General features: G+C 63.4%; 11 protein-coding genes and 1 pseudogene. 1 reads left to right on the forward strand and 11 read right to left on the reverse strand.

What is annotated here, in order from left to right:
• Nucleotides 1–11: 11 nt before the first annotated feature.
• The 5 genes from RLO07_RS14950 to RLO07_RS14970 form a co-directional block, all read right to left on the reverse strand.
• On the reverse strand, nt 12–1550 hold the full coding sequence (locus RLO07_RS14950; protein WP_462292942.1) for a leucyl aminopeptidase family protein: 1539 nt from the start codon (nt 1548–1550) through the stop codon (nt 12–14).
• Nucleotides 1551–1584: 34 nt separating this feature from the next.
• Nucleotides 1585–4389 carry an RNA polymerase-associated protein RapA gene (gene rapA / locus RLO07_RS14955; RefSeq protein WP_462292943.1) on the reverse strand — a complete coding sequence of 935 codons (2805 nt, stop codon included), beginning with the start codon at nt 4387–4389 and terminating at the stop codon, nt 1585–1587.
• Nucleotides 4390–4528: 139 nt separating this feature from the next.
• On the reverse strand, nt 4529–5347 hold the full coding sequence (locus tag RLO07_RS14960) for a TatD family hydrolase (protein ID WP_462292944.1): 819 nt from the start codon (nt 5345–5347) through the stop codon (nt 4529–4531).
• Nucleotides 5348–5369: 22 nt separating this feature from the next.
• Nucleotides 5370–6359 (reverse strand): LysR family transcriptional regulator, encoded by a 990-nt coding sequence (locus tag RLO07_RS14965; protein WP_462292945.1) that lies wholly within the window; start codon nt 6357–6359, stop codon nt 5370–5372.
• Between the two features lie 147 nt (nt 6360–6506).
• Nucleotides 6507–7973, reverse strand: a complete 1467-nt coding sequence (locus RLO07_RS14970; protein ID WP_462292946.1) for a WS/DGAT/MGAT family O-acyltransferase — start codon at nt 7971–7973, stop codon at nt 6507–6509.
• A 124-nt stretch (nt 7974–8097) separates the two neighbouring features.
• On the opposite strand from RLO07_RS14970, the gene RLO07_RS14975 reads away from it, so the two are divergent.
• On the forward strand, nt 8098–9405 hold the full coding sequence (locus RLO07_RS14975) for a hypothetical protein (RefSeq protein ID WP_462292947.1): 1308 nt from the start codon (nt 8098–8100) through the stop codon (nt 9403–9405).
• Here RLO07_RS14975 and RLO07_RS14980 read toward each other — a convergent pair.
• The 6 genes and pseudogenes from RLO07_RS14980 to RLO07_RS15005 form a co-directional block, all read right to left on the reverse strand.
• Nucleotides 9383–9991 (reverse strand): class I SAM-dependent methyltransferase, encoded by a 609-nt coding sequence (locus RLO07_RS14980; protein ID WP_462292948.1) that lies wholly within the window; start codon nt 9989–9991, stop codon nt 9383–9385. The genes RLO07_RS14975 and RLO07_RS14980 overlap by 23 nt on opposite strands.
• 1 nt (nt 9992) lies before the next feature.
• Nucleotides 9993–10205: pseudogene (locus tag RLO07_RS14985) on the reverse strand (cold-shock protein); the annotation flags it as partial.
• Nucleotides 10206–10613: 408 nt separating this feature from the next.
• Nucleotides 10614–10826 carry a cold-shock protein gene (locus RLO07_RS14990; RefSeq protein ID WP_462292949.1) on the reverse strand — a complete coding sequence of 71 codons (213 nt, stop codon included), beginning with the start codon at nt 10824–10826 and terminating at the stop codon, nt 10614–10616.
• A 91-nt stretch (nt 10827–10917) separates the two neighbouring features.
• Nucleotides 10918–13752 carry a valine--tRNA ligase gene (locus RLO07_RS14995; protein WP_462292950.1) on the reverse strand — a complete coding sequence of 945 codons (2835 nt, stop codon included), beginning with the start codon at nt 13750–13752 and terminating at the stop codon, nt 10918–10920.
• 33 nt (nt 13753–13785) lie between these two features.
• Nucleotides 13786–14214 carry a DNA polymerase III subunit chi gene (locus RLO07_RS15000; protein WP_462292951.1) on the reverse strand — a complete coding sequence of 143 codons (429 nt, stop codon included), beginning with the start codon at nt 14212–14214 and terminating at the stop codon, nt 13786–13788.
• Nucleotide 14215: 1 nt separating this feature from the next.
• Entirely contained in the window at nt 14216–15790 is a 1575-nt protein-coding gene (locus RLO07_RS15005) for a leucyl aminopeptidase (RefSeq protein WP_462292952.1), read from the reverse strand.

The following is a 15790-nucleotide window of genomic DNA, read 5'->3' on the forward strand; positions in this document are numbered from 1 at the left end:
CACCAATATCGCTATTCCGCGTACAGCTTCACCCACTCTGTCAGCAGGCGTACACCGTAACCCGTAGCGCCGATCAGCGGCGGCTGGCTGGTGTCTTCGTAGCGGCCATTGCCGGCCATGTCGATATGGATCCAGGGCGTGTCACCGGCGAAGCGCTGCAGGAAGACCGCGCCGGCCTGGGCGCCTGGCTGGCCACTGTTCTTCATGTCGGCAATCGTGCTGTCGATGATTTTTTCATAGGGCCCCAGCGGTAGCTGCCAGACCCGTTCCCGGGTCAGTTCGCCGGCGGTCTTCAGGGTTTCGATGAGTTCCTCCTCCTCGCTGAACACCGCCGCGTAGTCGCGTCCCAGGGCGCGGACCTTGGAGCCGGTCAGGGTGGCGATATCGGCAATGACCTGCGGTTGGAAGTGCTCGCGTGCATACCAGATGCCATCCGCGAGGACCAGGCGGCCCTCGGCGTCGGTATTCACGATTTCAATTGTCATGCCGTTGCCTGCAGTCACAACATCCCCTGGCAGTTGGGCAGTGCCGGAGATGGCGTTCTGCGCCAGCGGCATTATGCCGACGACATTGAACGCTGCCTTCTGCCGCGCCAGTGCTTCCAGGGTGCCGGCCACGGCGGCGGCGCCGGCCTTGTCGCCGGTCATGGCGAGAATGGATGCTGCGTCGGTCTTCAGGTTGTAGCCACCGCTGTCGAAAGTAATACCCTTGCCCACCAGCGCAACAGGGGGATCATCGCTGCCGCGCCAGTGGGCAATGAGCAGATGAGCGCCGTGCTGGCTGCCCTTGCTGACCCCGTAGAGGGCGCCCATGCCCGCTTTCAGCACCTGCTGCGGACCGAGGATGGTGACCTTGACTCCCAGCGGCTGCAGCCGCTGGCGCACGTATTCCGCGAAGGCAGCCGGGTTGCCATCGCTGGCGGACAGGTTGGTGAGCTCGCGGGCGGTAAACACACCCTGCGCCAGGGCGTTGAGTTGGTCCCAGGCCCTGCCAGCCTGTTCCTGATCCGCCACCAGCCATTCATAGGATTGCGTCGGCCGCGGCTCTGCCTCGGTCTTGAACCGGTCGAAGCGGTAGTTCACCAGGTCGACGCCGTGAGCGATCGCGCTGACGATAGCCGTGTTCAGCCTGGGGTCAGGGATCAGGGCAGATTGGACCTGTACCGATCCAGCCTTGCCCAGATTCAGGTAATTGGCGAGGCTGGCGCCCATTATCTCGGCATCGGCGCGGGCAAGCTCTGCGGCCTCCCCCAGGCCGACGGCAATCAGGCGGTCTACGGGCAGGCCCACTGGCGCCAGGATTTCCAGCTGCTGGGTCATGCTGCCGTCAAAATCCTGGGCGGCGAGGGCACGGCTGAAGTGCTCGCGAGTCGCCTCGCCCCATTCCGGCAGACCGTCGGTGCTGTTGAGCGGCACCAGCACCACCAGGGTGTCCGGCTCGCTGGCGGGTTGTTCCCGGAACGCATGGGTGGTATCGACGTAGTCCGCGGCGGCAACCGCTGCCACCAGTGTCAATGCCAGTCCCGTAATGAAGCGATACAACGTTGTCATGAGTCGATACCTTGTATTCTCTGGTGAATGTCGCTCAGGTGGTAATGATAAGGCGCAGTGCCTGCAGCTGCAGGCCGGCGTGTTGAATATGGATGGCGCATTCCTCGATCTTGTAATCGAGGTGGTCCAGTTCTTCCTGGCGGATGGAGGGGTTGACCTCCCGCAGAGCCTGCAGCCGCTCCCGCTCGGCTCCCAGATCCTCGCGCATCCGCGCTTCCGCGTCCGCCAGGGTGGGTGCCAGCTGTTTTTCGGCAAGCGTTGTTGCCAGCAGCATCTTGGCGTCGACGTCCGGCTGGACCTGCTTGATGATGGCCAGGGCGGTGCTCTTGTTTACCCTCTCCACCAGGCCGTTGAGGCGCTCGTGTGGGACCAGCCCGGCCAGGTCCTTGCCGCGTGCATCCACCAGCAGCCGCAGGGGTGACAGCGGCAGGAAGCGCTCCAGCTGCAGGGCGCGGGGCGCCACGCAGTTGATGGTAAAGATGCTCTCCAGCAGCATGGTGCCGGGCGCTATGCCCTTGAGCTTGATGGTACCCAGGGCGGCGTTACCCAGCTCCGTGGAGCGCATCATGTCCATGGCTTCCACCAGCATGGGATGTTCCCAGGTCAGGAACGCGATATCTTCCCGGGTCAGTGCCTTGTCGCGGGAGAAGGTGACGGTGGTGCCTTCCTCCTCCAGCCCCGGGAAGTGGCCGGTGAGCATGTGATCGGTAGGACGCAGAATGAAGGTGTGCTCGGAGTGATGTTCGTGCTCGACACCGTAGGCATCACAGAGTGACTCGAGATAGACCTGCAGTTTGTCGCTGTCTTCGTTGGCCTCGATTTCAGCGATGACCGCGGCGGCCACATCCGCCTTGCATGAGTTGCGCTCCAGCAGGCGATCCCGTCCTTCGCGCAACTCGCGACGGGTGTCCACAGTGAAAGCGGCGGTGTCGACCAGCAGGTCCTCAAAGTCGGCACTGCGCCCGCGCAACTGTGCCAGCAAGCGTTCCTCGAAGCGATCGAAGATCAGGGTGCCCGCGGAGCAGCTCTCGTGGAACAGGTCGAGGCCGCGGTCGTACCAGTCGAGCAGCGTCTCCTGGGCGCTGCCCTGCAGATAGGGCACATGGATTTGCACATCCTCGGTCTGGCCAATGCGGTCGAGACGGCCGATGCGCTGCTCCAGCAGGTCGGGGTTCAAGGGCAGGTCAAACAGGACCAGGTGGTGGGCAAACTGGAAGTTGCGCCCTTCGCTGCCGATTTCCGAGCAGACGAGGGTCTGGGCGCCGGCAACGTCATCGGCAAAGTAGGCGGCGGCGCGATCCCGCTCAATGATGGACAGCCCCTCGTAAAAAGCAGCGGAGCGGATCCCGGCACGCAGGTGCAGGTAGTGTTCCAGCATGACGGCAGTGGCAGCGCGGGCGCAGATCACCAGCACCTTTTCCGGGCGCAGCTGTTTCAGGGTCTGCTCCAGCCAGGTGACCCGCGGGTCGAAGGCTAGCCAGCTGTCATCGTGATAGGGGGATTCCGGATGCAGGGCCTCCAGCACATCGCTGTTGGCATGGCTGTAGGCGTCCGGAGTCGGCAGCGGATAGCGGTGCATGACCCGTTGCGGGAAGCCGCTGATGGCGGCCCGGGTGTTGCGGAACATGACGCGGCCGGTGCCGTGGCGGTCGAGAATCTGCTCGATCAAAACCTCACTGGGGCTGGCCGGGTCCAGCCCGGGCGGCAGGTCCGGGGGGATTTCGCCCCGCTCCAGCTGTTGTGCCATCTCGCTCCAGTGGCGGTATTGCTGCTCCTCCGCCCGGAAGGCATCCAGCGAATGAAAGCGCTCCGGGTCCAGCAGTTGCAGCCGGGCAAAATGGCTGTCGATGCCGACCTGTTCCGGCGTCGCCGTCAGCAGCAGCAGGCCAGGGCTCTGGCGGGCGAGGGCGGCGACGAAACGATAGTCTTCGCCCGGTGCTTCCGGCGACCAGTGCAGGTGATGAGCCTCGTCCACAACCACCAGGTCCCAGGGAGCGGTCAGGGCTTGCAGCTGATGCTGCGGGAATTCCCGGAACAGGTCCAGGCTGCACAGCACCAGCTGTTCGCTTTCGAACGGGTTGAATTCGTCAAGTTCCGGCAGCGCCTCGTCGCCAAACTCGTCGACCGCGGACAGCTCCTGCAGCCGCTCCTGGTCAAACAGCGAAAAATGCAGGTTGAAACGCCGCAGCATTTCTATCAGCCACTGGTGCAGCAGGGTCTGTGGTACCAGGATCAGCACCCTGGCCGCGCGCCCGGTCAACAGCTGCTGGTGCAGGATCATGCCCGCTTCGATGGTCTTGCCCAGACCGACCTCGTCCGCGAGCAGGACCCGTGGCGCGTGACGCTGACCGACTTCATTGGCGATGTAGACCTGATGTGGCAGCAGGCTGGTGCGGGACCCCATCAGTCCCCGGGCAGGCGAGCGCTGCAGGCGATCGAGCTGGTTCAGTGTGGCCACGCGCAGTGCGAAATCGCTGGTCTTGTCAAAGTGACCGTTCAGCAAACGCTGCTGGGGGGTGGTGATCTGCACGAAGGCATCCAGTTCCAGCTCGGATACCGTCACCGACTGCTCGTGGTGATCCATGCCGGTATACAGCAGCAGGCCGCCACTCTCTTCGACCTCGGTGACCACCAGCTCCAGGTTGCCCGAGGTGGAAATGTGATCCCCCTCCTTGAAGCGCAGGCGCGTCAGCGGAGCGTTTTCCGCGGCGTAGGTGCGCTCTTCGCCAACGGCGGGGAAGCTCAAGGTTACCCGTCGCGGCTCTACTTCAACAATGACTCCCAGCCCGAGCTGGGCATCCGCGTGGCTGACCCAGCGTTGGCCGACAATATAGTCCATAGCGTCCTGTCATCCAGGCAGGCTGAACGCCCGCGAAAAAGGCGGCAGTTTAACATCGACTGCCTTTGGGTTCAGGCTTCCGGGGCAAATTTCCGGGCCAACTGTGCTTTCCAGTCACTCTCGTCAACGCCGGCGCCAATCAGCTCAGCGCCGCCGGGAAAAACAGCGCCAGGCTGTTGTGGCGGACTGCACGCAGAAGATCCTCAACCGGCACCTGCTTGACCTCGGCTACCCGCTCGGCGACAAAGGGCAGGTAGAACGGAGCATTGGGGCGGCCCCTGTAGGGTACGGGGGTCAAGTAGGGCGAGTCGGTCTCCAGCACCAGCTGGTCCAGCGGAGTAGCGGCCACCACTTCCCGCACGTTGTCGGCCCGGTTGAAGGTGGTGATGCCGTTGAAACCCAGCATGAATCCCTCGTCGAGACAGAATTCCGCCAGCGCCAGGCCCGAGGTGAAGCTGTGAATCACGCCCTTGCGGCCGAGGTCGCGACTGAATTCGCCGAGAATGGCGCGGGTATCGTCGTCGGCTTCGCGGGTATGGATGACCACTGGCAGGTTCAGTTCCACCGCCAGCGCCAATTGTGCGGCGAATACCCGGCGCTGTACCGCCCGGTCGGCATGGTCGTAGAAGTAGTCGAGACCGATTTCGCCGACGGCAACGATGCGGGGATCGCTGCCGCGCCCGCGGATGGTGTTGGCCACGTTGTTGTTGTAACTCTCCGCCTCGTGCGGATGAATACCCTGGGTGCCCCAGATGTCCTCCGCAGCCCGTGTCAGGGCAAATACCCGGTCGAGGTTGGCAGCCGATACCGCAATCGTCACGATGCGTTCAATGCCGACTTCGCGCGCGCGGGCCAGGGTCTGTGCCAGTTGCTCCTGGTCCAGATAATCGAGGTGGCAATGGGTTTCAATCAGCGGGGTCGCGTAGATCGGGATGTCGCGTCGCTTGCTGGTGCTCATTGTCTGTCCGGAAAGCTGAGGTTCAGGGCGGGTTCAGGGGCGACAGCATAGCAGGATAACGGACTCGCTGGGCCGCCGTGTTTTCCGCGGCCATGGCCCGGATGGTGTCCAGCACCTGGTCCCAGAGCCAGCAGTGCATGGCGGAGTGGCTGGTGCGCCTGTGGGCCACCAGCATGTATTTGAGGGTGTACTCGCTCCCGGGCGGCGTCGGCAGCGCCACAATGCCGTCGGTGGCATGGGAGTTCTGCAGCACATAGGCAGGACCGGGCAGAAAGTAGTCGGTGCTGCGCAGCACCTCCATCGCGGTCATCAGGTGCGAGGTTTCCAGCGATCCCTGTTGCGGGTGGCGCACGCGCATGAACGCTTCGGAAGTCCGGGCCAGCTCGACCTGTTCGAGATCGGGCACGTAAACCCGAATCACCGGGTACAGCGCCAGCCGCTCCCAGGTGATCTCGCCGTGAGTCAGGGGGTGGCCCTCGCGCACCAGGATCGCGGGTGGCGCGGTACCCAGCACCTGGGTCCGGAATTCCTCGGGATAGTGGGCCTGGGCGATGTGGATGGCAAAATCGAGACTCCCGGTGGCCAACTGTCCGAGCTGGTTTTCCACCCGGGTAATGGTGCGGATTGAAAGTCTCGGGGCATACTGGTGCAGACGCCGGATCAGGCCTGGCAGCAGGGCTACCCCCACATACTCGGAGAGGGCGAAGGTGATTTCACCGCTGTAGGTATAGGGATCGAAACGCGAGCCCGATACCAGCCGGGTAATGTCGTGGAGCACGACCCCGAGCTCGGTGGCCAGCTCCCGGGCGCGGGGCGTGGGCTGCATCCCGCGATTGCTGCGGGTGAACAGTGGGTCGCCAAAGAGGTCCCGCAGGCGGGCCAGGGTTTTGCTCATGGCCGGCTGGGTGATGTGCAGCCGCTCCGCGGCCCGAGAAACGCTGCGCTCTTCCAGCAGGGCCTGCAGGGCAACCAGCAGGTTCAGGTCAACTTTGTGGAGATTGAGGGTATCCATCGCTACTACATGATTTCAATTCATGAGGATCATAACAAAAATACATTGGATATATATTGGTGGTTTGCCTAAAATTTTCTCATGCGACAAATCCTTCCGGGCAGGAGTACCCGGAAGGGCCCGTCCAGGTCCAGACAGGCTGTAATTTCAGACCCGCCGCGAGGCGGGTTTTTTTTGTCTGCGGCGTCTGTCCGGACGCGGCAGAATTGCGGTCTCCAACTCCTCAAGAGCGCTCTCCAGGCAGGCCTTGTAGCGCTCTGGCTGGGGCAGCATCTCGCGATCCGCGAGCACGGAGATGGTTACCTTGCCGCAATAGCTGAAAAACATGTGGAAGATGCCCAGCCCCGGGGTGAGTACACCCAGACCGTAGTAGTCCACCAGTCGCGCGCCGGCGCAATAGAGCGGGAAGTCCGGTCCGGCTACGTTGGAGACCACGGTGGTGACATTGACCGGCATGTAGCTCGACAGGTGATTGCGTGCCCAGAACCCCAGCACTGGCCGGGTCAGCGCGGGGGCAAACACGCCCGCCAGTTTGAGTACGTCCACCATGGGGCTGGCTTCGCCCGAGCGCTGTGCCTCGATCGCGCTCCGGTGAATGGATTGCAACCTTTGCGTCGGGTCGGCGATGTCAGTGTGCAGGGACGCGAACACCGAACCCACCTGGTTGTTGTCTTCACTGCTGTCCCGACGGGTGCGCATGTTCAGGGGGATTGTCGCCACCAACGCAGTCTCCGCAGCTTCATCCAGCTCGATCAGATAGCGCCGCAGGGCGCCGCCGGTGATGGCCAGGGCGACATCATTGACCTTGACGCCGGCCGCGTCCTTGATGGCCCGGATACGCTCCAGACTGAACTCGGCGGCAGTGAACACCCGATGCGGTCCCACCGGTCGGTTGAACCGGGTTTTGGGTGCGCTGATCTCCGGGGGCGGAACCTCTTTGCGCAATATCGCTGTAAGATAGCGGGCGAGCTGGGCCGAGGTGCTGAGCCCACCGCTGACCACACCGGCGACGTTGCGGATACCGTTGATCGAAGCTCGCGCCAGCAGTTCAGCGACACTGGGCTGCGGATCCACCAGCTTCGCCGGTTCGACCTCTGTCGCGGCGGCCTGCGGGTCGGCGACCAGGTCGTGAATCAGGGCGACGATGCTGGTGCCCGCCATGCCATCGACCAGGGAGTGATGAATCTTGGTATAGATGGCGAAACTGCCCTTTGGCAGCCCCGGTATCCGGTCCAGACCTTCAATGATCCAGGCCTCCCAAAGGGGCCTGCCCATGTCCAGGGGGCGGGAGTGCAGGCGGGCTACCTGGATGCACAGCTGGCGCCAGTCTCCCGGTTTCGGCAGGGCAATATGGCGCAGGTGAAATTCGACATCGAAACGCGCGTCCTTGACCCAGTAGGGACGGTCCAGTCCCCCGGGAACCCGCACCAGCCGGGTGCGAAACAGCGGCTGGTTGGCGAGACGCCGCTCGAAAGTGGCAATCACCTGCTTGAAGCGAACCTTGCCGCCGGGAGCGGTCGAAGGATCATAGATTCCCAGCGAGCCCACGTGCTGGGGGGTGTTGGGTTGCTCCATGTTGATGAATGCGGAGTCGAGGATGCCAAGTTGCTTCATGTGGTTGCGGTCCCGCCCTGTTTGCGCACCAGGGCTATCAGTGTGTAATGTCTGCGGCCGTTATATCATTAAGCTACCGGTTGCTCTACCGAGCAGCCCTCCCGACTCAGGGCAGGAAGAAGTGATGACTCCATGGCTGAATGTCCGGCAGCTGGCCGCCGCGATGTTGCTGGCAGTGCTGCTGGCCAACGCTGCTGCGGCCGCCCCGGCTGCGACTTACGGGCGCGATTTTGTGCGCCTGGACCGATACTGGCCCGACGAAGCCCCGGTGGCGCTGCTGCCGAAGCCGCCACGGCAGGGGCAGGCGGTAGCGGTGGCGGCCCAGCGCGAGCGCCTGCTCGAACTGGAGCAGGAGCAGGGGCCCTATGCCGCGGCCCTGGCGGAACCGCTGATGGATATGGGGCGCTTCCTGCAGGAAGCGGGAGACGCGGAACAGGCGGGACAGCTCTACCAGCGGGCGCTGCATGTTCTCCGGATCAATGAAGGACTCTACAGTGACAACCAGATACCGCTGCTGCGCAACCTGTTCGCCGTCCACCGCAGTCTTGGTGACTGGCAGGCGCTGGATGCACGCTACGAGTATTTTTTCCGGCTCGCGGCCACTTCGGGCCAGATGGACGTGGAATCTGCGGTGGAATACTTCCGCTGGCAGCGGGAGGCGCTGCGACGACAGCTCGATAGCAGTGACCACCGCCGCCTGCTGCGCCTGTACGAGGCCAATGAGCAGTTGCTGGCCGCTGCCGACCCGGTACAGGACGTGGCGGGCTACTGGCAGCTGCTGGACAGCCAGCTGCGCAACCTGTATCTGGTGCAGGCGCTGGCAACCCCCCGCACGGTGAGCGCGACACGCGGATTTACCTCGGCAGCACCTTTTCGCGGCGAGCCCATGCAGGAAATGGATGTCCATGAGCAACGCCTGGCGAATGTCCAGCGCACTGCGGTAGCGCGAGGCAGTGAGCTGCTCGTCGACTTCATTGACTCGCCCGCCCTGGTGGATACAAGGCTGCGGGCGCAGGCACTGCTGGCGCTGGCGGACTGGCACCAGTGGAATGGTGTCCGCGGACAGGCCGGCGAGGATTACCGGCAGGTGGTCAGCTTCCTGCAGACAACCCGCCAGGAGGGCCGGCTGCAGGAGTGGTTTGGCAGCCCGGTGGAACTGCCGGACAACGGTACCTTTTCCCGTGATCCCGGGGCGGGCGGCGTGCGTGTATCTGCGCGCTTTGCTGTTACCGCGGAAGGGCGCCCGCAGGATATTGAAACGGTGGCTGCGGAGGAGAGCGAGAAGGGTTTCGCCATGCGCCTGTACCGGAGGCTGCTCGCAACCCGGTTCCGGCCGCGATTCGAGGCCGGGACTGCGGTGGCCACCGCGGAGGTCGAGCGCAACTACCGCTACCTGGACCCCGAGGCGCTCAGGCGTTTTCGATCACCATGAGCGCACCGCGAGCCTCGACACTGCCGCGGCAGCGCCAGGGCAGCAGTTCCGCGCAGTGGCGATCGACGCAGGTCTGGGCCATCTCCAGGAAGGTCGAGCGCTCCGGGTCGGCGATGACAACGTGCTTGACGCCGGCTTTTAGCGCGCGGTTTACCAGGTTGGTGACCGGCTTCACCAACTCATCCCAAAAGCAGATGTCGGCGGCGATGAGCATGTCGTACTGTGCCAGTTCGCGTGTGGTCAGCTGCTCGAAGCGCCTGACCAGATGGCGGCTGCTGACACCGTTGAGCGCGGCGACGGCATCCAGGTAGGGAAACACATCCGGGTCGGCGTCCATGGAAGTGACCTCGGAACCCAGTTTGGCCGCACACCAGAGTCCGGCAATGCCCCAACCGCAGCCTACGTCGAGCACCCGCCCGTGGTGTTCGGGGGTATGCTTGCCGAGATAATCGAGTAGCAGACAGCTGGATTTCCACAGCTTGTTGCCGTGGATGCTGGGCTGACTGCCCTGGCGCCGGACCCGACGGATGGCAGGGTGCGACGTGGTGGGCATGATCATGCCGCGGAATCTGCGCTCGCTGGCCACCTCAGCTGGCCTTGCCCAGGATTTCCACGTCTTCGGCCTGCGGCCCCTTCTTGCTGCTGGCAGTGTGGAAGGCTACCCGTTGGCCGTCCTGGAGGCTGCGGCGGCCTTCGCCGCGAATGGAACGAAAGTGGACAAAGATCTCGTCGCCGTCATCGCGGGTGATGAAGCCGAATCCCTTGGCGGAATTGAACCACTTGACGGTCCCCTGTTCCCGGTTGCCTGTGCTGCCGGGTTTCGAAGCGGGCGCCCCGCTGGCACGCCTGGGGCTGGCGGCTTTGGCGTCCTTGTCGGCAGGTACAAGGCCAACCGCCAGGGCAGTGCCGACAGTGGCGATGGTAAAGGTGGCGAGGAGGGCCAGGTCCGGAAACTGGCCTCCCTGCAGGAAGGTGGCGATGGTGGAGACCGCGGCCGCGATCACAATACTGATAATTAACCTGGCGCTGAACTGCATTGTTGCCCTCTTGTGGTAATGGCTAAGTTGGTAATGGTGGTGCTGTGGTGAAAAGACACAAAGGCCCGCCGCGGCGCAAGCACAGCCGGCGCCTGAATAACAGGGTGAACACAGTAGCCTTGTGGCGGTGCCAACGGGCTCGACAGCCGGTTGTTACCGCGAGTTGCTGTGCTACAGCTTTTGCACGTCCTCAGCCTGCAGGCCCTTGGGCCCTTCGACAAGACTGAATTCAACGACTTGACCCTCGTTCAGGGTGCGATAACCATCCCCCTGAATGGAACGAAAGTGCACGAAAACATCGTCGCTGCTTTCTTCCCGGGTGATAAAACCGAACCCCTTGGCGTTATTGAACCACTTCACCGTGCCGCTCACACGTTCACTCATACCGCTTTCCTCGGTGTAGCCTGCTGCTTTTTATTATTCCCCGCGACGTTACCGCAGCGGGGTGCTGAATTTCGCCCATCCGGCTGCCGAGTCACAACCGGCGAATGTGTTCCTCCTGCCGGCGCAGCTTTTCCAGAGCCTGTTGCTGCGCCGCAAGTTTGTCCCGTTCCCTGGCCACGACCTCCGCGGGGGCCCTGTCGACAAAACTGCTGTTGCCCAGTTTGCCCTGCAGTCGTGCCTGCTCTTTCTCCAGCTTCTCGATTTCCTTCCCCAGCCGGGCCAGTTCGCTGTCCTTGTCAATAAGCCCCGCCATGGGTACCAGCAGTTCCAGTTCACCGACCAGCGCTGTCGCTGCAACCGGGGCCTCTGCTTCCGGCAGTAACCACTCAATGCTTTCCAGCCGGGCCAGCTTCGTCAGGAAGGCGGTGTTTTCCCGCAAGCGTCTCCTGTCGCTGTCGCCGCCATGGCGACAAAGCAGGGCCAGGGAGCGGCCCGGAGGCACATTCATTTCCCCGCGGATGTTGCGCACGCCCAGGATCACGCTTTTCAGCCATTCTATATCTGCATTCGCCGCAGTGTCCACGGCGGACTCGTCACAGCGCGGGTAGGGTTGCAGCATGATGGTGGGGCCTTCGACACCAGCCAGCGGTGCAGCCCGTTGCCAGATCTCCTCGGTGATGAAGGGCATGAAGGGGTGCAGCAGTCGCAGCCACGCTTCCAGTACCGTGATCAGGGTGCGGCGGGTGCCGCGCTGGAGCTCGGGGCTGGCGCTCTCGTCCCACAGTACCGGTTTGGACAACTCCAGGTACCAGTCGCAGTATTCGTTCCAGATGAATTCGTACAGCGCCTGGCTGGCCAGGTCGAAACGGTACTGGTTGATGGCGTGCTCTACCTCCCGGGCGGTCTGCTGCAGGCGGGAGACGATCCAGCGGTCGGCGAGGCTCAGGGTGACAGGCAGCGCGGGATCGCTGCCGCAGTCCTGGCCCTCGCAGTTCATCAGTACATAGCGGGCCGCATTCCAGATTTTATTGCAGAAGTTCCGGTAACCGTCGATGCGCCCGATGTCAAACTTGATGTCGCGGCCGGTGGAGGCCAGCGAGCAGAAGGTGAAGCGCAGGGCGTCGGTGCCATAGGCGGCGATACCTTCGGGAAACTCGTCGCGGGTCTGTTGGGCGATCTTTTTCCCCAGCTGCGGCTGCATCATGCCGGCGGTGCGCTTCTGTACCAGAGGCTCGAGCTCAATACCATCGATCAGGTCTATCGGATCGAGGACGTTGCCCTTGGATTTGGACATCTTCTGGCCCTGGGAGTCCCGCACCAGGCCGTGGACATACACGGTGCGGAAGGGTACCTGGGGGCTGCCGTCAGGGTGCTTGAGGAAGTGCATGCTCATCATGATCATGCGCGCCACCCAGAAGAAGATGATGTCGAAGCCGGTTACCAGCACGCTGGTGGGGTGGAAGGTCTGCAGGTCCTTGGTGTCCTCCGGCCAGCCCAGGGTAGAGAAGGTCCACAGCGCGGAGCTGAACCAGGTGTCGAGTACGTCGTCGTCCTGCTGCAGGCTGGTGTCGGCATCCAGCTTGTATCTGCTGCGAACTTCGGCTTCGTCGCGGCCGACATAGACTTTGCCGTGGCTGTCGTACCAGGCCGGAATCCGGTGTCCCCACCACAGCTGGCGGCTGATACACCAGTCCTGGAGATTGCGCATCCAGGCGAAATACATGTTCTCGTACTGTTTCGGGACAAACTGGATGCGGCCGTCCTCAACTGCGTCGATGGCGGGTTTGGCCAACTCGTCCACCTTCACATACCACTGGTCGGTCAGCCAGGGCTCGATCACTGCGCCGGAGCGGTCGCCCCGGGGCACCTTCAGCGTGTGAGGTTCAATCTTCTCCAGCAGCCCCAGCTGCTCGAACTCGGCGACAATTTGCTTGCGCGCGTCGAAACGGTCCTGGCCAGCGTACTGCTCCGGCCCTTTTTCGCCGTGTGCCGTGGCGTAACCAGTAAAGGTCAGTACAGTGAACTCGCCGAGGATGCAGCCGTTGCGATCGAGCACGTTGATCAGCGGCAGATTGTGACGTTTGCCTACTTCGTAGTCATTGAAGTCATGCGCGGGCGTGATCTTCACGCAGCCGGAGCCAAATTCACGGTCCACATAGTCGTCGGCGACAATGGGGATCAGGCGCCCGGTGATCGGCAGGCGCACCTGCTTGCCGACCAGGTGGCGATAGCGTTCATCCTCCGGATGTACTGCCACGGCGGTGTCGCCGAGCACGGTTTCGGGCCGCGTAGTGGCAACCACGAGTTGGCCGTCCTCCCCTTCTATGGGGTAGCGCAGGTGCCAGAGAGACCCCTGTTCCTCCTCGTTCAGGACCTCGAGATCCGAGATCGCAGTATTGAACACCGGGTCCCAGTTCACCAGGCGCTTGCCGCGGTAGATCAAGCCCTCGTCGTAGAGACGCACGAACACTTCCCGCACCGCATTGGAGAGGCTCTCGTCCATAGTGAAGCGCTCCCGGGACCAATCCACCGATGAGCCCAGGCGACGGATCTGGCGGGTGATGTTGCCCCCGGACTCGGCTTTCCACGCCCAGATCTTTTCCAAAAAGGCCTCCCGGCCCAGATCGTGGCGGGACACACCCGCAACCGCCAGTTGCCGCTCCACCACCATCTGGGTAGCGATCCCGGCATGATCGGTGCCGACCTGCCACAGGGTGTTGTCCCCCTGCATGCGGTGGTAGCGGATCAGGCAGTCCATGATTGCATTGTTGAAGCCATGCCCCATGTGCAGGCTGCCGGTCACGTTGGGCGGCGGGATCATGATGCTGTAGGCGTGTTCACCACCACGGGGCCGGAAATACCCCTGCTGTTCCCAGTACTCGTACCAGCGGGTTTCGATGTTGGCGGGTTGGAAGGTCTTTTCCATCGCTAGAGGTGTCCGGCTGCAAAAAGAGCGGGATTATACGCCGGTGAGGTCGTGCTTTTCCAATTCGTAGCCACGGGACTGGTAGAAACGCCAGGACGCGCGCGAAGCTGCGAGAGTTTCCGGGTCCTGGGTCACCACTTCGGCGACCCGGTGGAAGCGGCTGAAAAATGAGGGAATGACACGTTGCAGATTGATCAGCAGGTCGTCGTGACCCCCGGGTTCCTCACCCCAGCCAATGGCGATCAGCTCCGAGCCCGGTTCCCCGGGGAGGCCGTGCGGCAGGAAGCTGCCGGGCCGGAACTCCCACAGCAGGGTGTCCAGCGTCCGGGCCTGGTCTTCGTTGTCGGCGTTGATGAAAATCCGGTGGCCGCGCTGGAAGGCCTTGTCAGCCAGGCGGGCAGCCACGTGCAGGCGCCGGGTCTGATCGGCGGCCTGTACCACGTAGAACCCGACCCGGGTCATGTCAGCTGGAAGCCTTGGCGGCGGCCTTCCGTGGGGCGGCCTTCCGTGGGGTGGCCTTCTTCTGTCCACCCCGGCCCGAGGTGCCCTGCTCCGCGGCCCGATCCTGCAGGTAGCGGGCCAGCATCGCCACGGGCCGGCCGGTGGCGCCCTTGGGGCTGCTGTTCCAGGCAGAACCGGCGATGTCGAGGTGAGCCCAGGGATAGTCCTCGGCGAACTGGGACAGGAAGCAGGCAGCGGTGACACTGCCACCCTCGGGACCGCCGATATTCGCGAGGTCGGCAAAGTTGCTTTTCAGCTGCTTGCGGTAATCGTCCCACAGGGGCATGCGCCAGCCGCGGTCATGGCTGGTCTCGCCGGCAGCCAGCAAGTTGGCAGCCAGCTCTTCATTGTTGGCATAAACCGCGGAGGCGTGCGAACCCAGCGCGATCACGCAGGCTCCGGTGAGGGTAGCGAGATCGACCACAGCCGCGGGCTTGAAGCGCTTGGCGTAGCTCAGGGCATCGCACAACACCAGCCGGCCCTCGGCGTCCGTATTCAGGACCTCAATGGTCTTGCCCGCCATGCTGGTAATAACGTCGCCGGGCTTGGTGGCGCGGCCGCTGGGCATGTTTTCCGCCGCTGCAATAATGCAGGTGACATTTAGGGGTAGCGCCATTTCAATCACGGCCTGCAGGGTGCCGAGCACGCCGGCCGCGCCACACATGTCGTATTTCATCTCGTCCATCTTGGCGCCGGGCTTGAGGGAGATGCCGCCGGAGTCGAAGGTGATGCCCTTGCCGACCAGTAACTGGGGCGCATCTCCGGACTTGCCGCCCTTGTATTCGATGACGATCAGCTTGGCGGGTTCGTCACTGCCGGCCGAGACCGACAGCAGGGCGCCCATGCCCAGTTCGCGCATTTTTTTCTCTTCCAGCACCTGGGTTCGAACCTTGCTGTTGCCTCGAGCCAGCTTGCGGGCTTCGCTGGCGAGGTAGCTCGGAGTACAGATGTTGCCGGGCAGGTTGCCGAGCTCACGGGTGTAATTGATGCCGCGTCCTACTGCGGCCCCGGTGTCCAGCGCCAGCTGCGCCGCTTTTACCGCCAGCGTGTCGCCGGGATTGACGACCAGCTTGTTCAAGGCCAGGGGATCCTTGGGCTTGGTGACGGTGGCCGAGTAGCGGTAGCTGCTGCTGACCAGGCTGCGGGACAGGAGTTCCAGCAGCCAGTCCGGGGTGACCGTGGCAGAGTTCAGGTCGGCGATGTGGAACAGGGCTTCGTTGGCGCTGCTGGCACCGAGTGCGCTGTTCAGGCCCTGCAGGGTTTCGCGGGCAGCCTTCTGGTCAAACTTTGCCTGCTCGCCGCAGCCCAGCAGCAGTACTCTCGCGGCACCGCCGACACCGGGCAGCATCAGGGTCTGGCCGGCCTTGCCCTTGAAGTCGCCGAGCTTGAGCGCCGTGTCGAGACTGCCACTGCTGGCGCTGTCCAGGGCCTGCGCTGCCGAAGACAGCTGGCTGCCGTAAACCGGCACGATGGCGCACTGGGTTTTGGCCTTGGCGATGTCACTAATGGTGCGTGCAGTAAAAGTCAGTTTGCTCAT

It is taken from the genome of Haliea sp. (assembly GCF_040221975.1).
Lineage (GTDB): Bacteria > Pseudomonadota > Gammaproteobacteria > Pseudomonadales > Halieaceae > Haliea.

Bases quoted from the DNA above. Each gene is read 5' to 3' on its own strand.
- RLO07_RS14960 (WP_462292944.1), bottom strand. From the start codon at position 5,347: ATGAGCACCAGCAAGCGACGCGACATCCCGATCTACGCGACCCCGCTG.
- RLO07_RS14970 (WP_462292946.1), bottom strand. From the start codon at position 7,973: ATGAAGCAACTTGGCATCCTCGACTCCGCATTCATCAACATGGAGCAA.
- RLO07_RS14995 (WP_462292950.1), bottom strand. From the start codon at position 13,752: ATGGAAAAGACCTTCCAACCCGCCAACATCGAAACCCGCTGGTACGAG.
- RLO07_RS14965 (WP_462292945.1), bottom strand. From the start codon at position 6,359: ATGGATACCCTCAATCTCCACAAAGTTGACCTGAACCTGCTGGTTGCC.
- RLO07_RS14950 (WP_462292942.1), bottom strand. From the start codon at position 1,550: ATGACAACGTTGTATCGCTTCATTACGGGACTGGCATTGACACTGGTG.
- RLO07_RS14990 (WP_462292949.1), bottom strand. From the start codon at position 10,826: ATGAGTGAACGTGTGAGCGGCACGGTGAAGTGGTTCAATAACGCCAAG.
- RLO07_RS14975 (WP_462292947.1), top strand. From the start codon at position 8,098: ATGACTCCATGGCTGAATGTCCGGCAGCTGGCCGCCGCGATGTTGCTG.
- RLO07_RS15000 (WP_462292951.1), bottom strand. From the start codon at position 14,214: ATGACCCGGGTCGGGTTCTACGTGGTACAGGCCGCCGATCAGACCCGG.
- rapA (WP_462292943.1), bottom strand. From the start codon at position 4,389: ATGGACTATATTGTCGGCCAACGCTGGGTCAGCCACGCGGATGCCCAG.
- RLO07_RS15005 (WP_462292952.1), bottom strand. From the start codon at position 15,790: ATGAGCAAACTGACTTTTACTGCACGCACCATTAGTGACATCGCCAAG.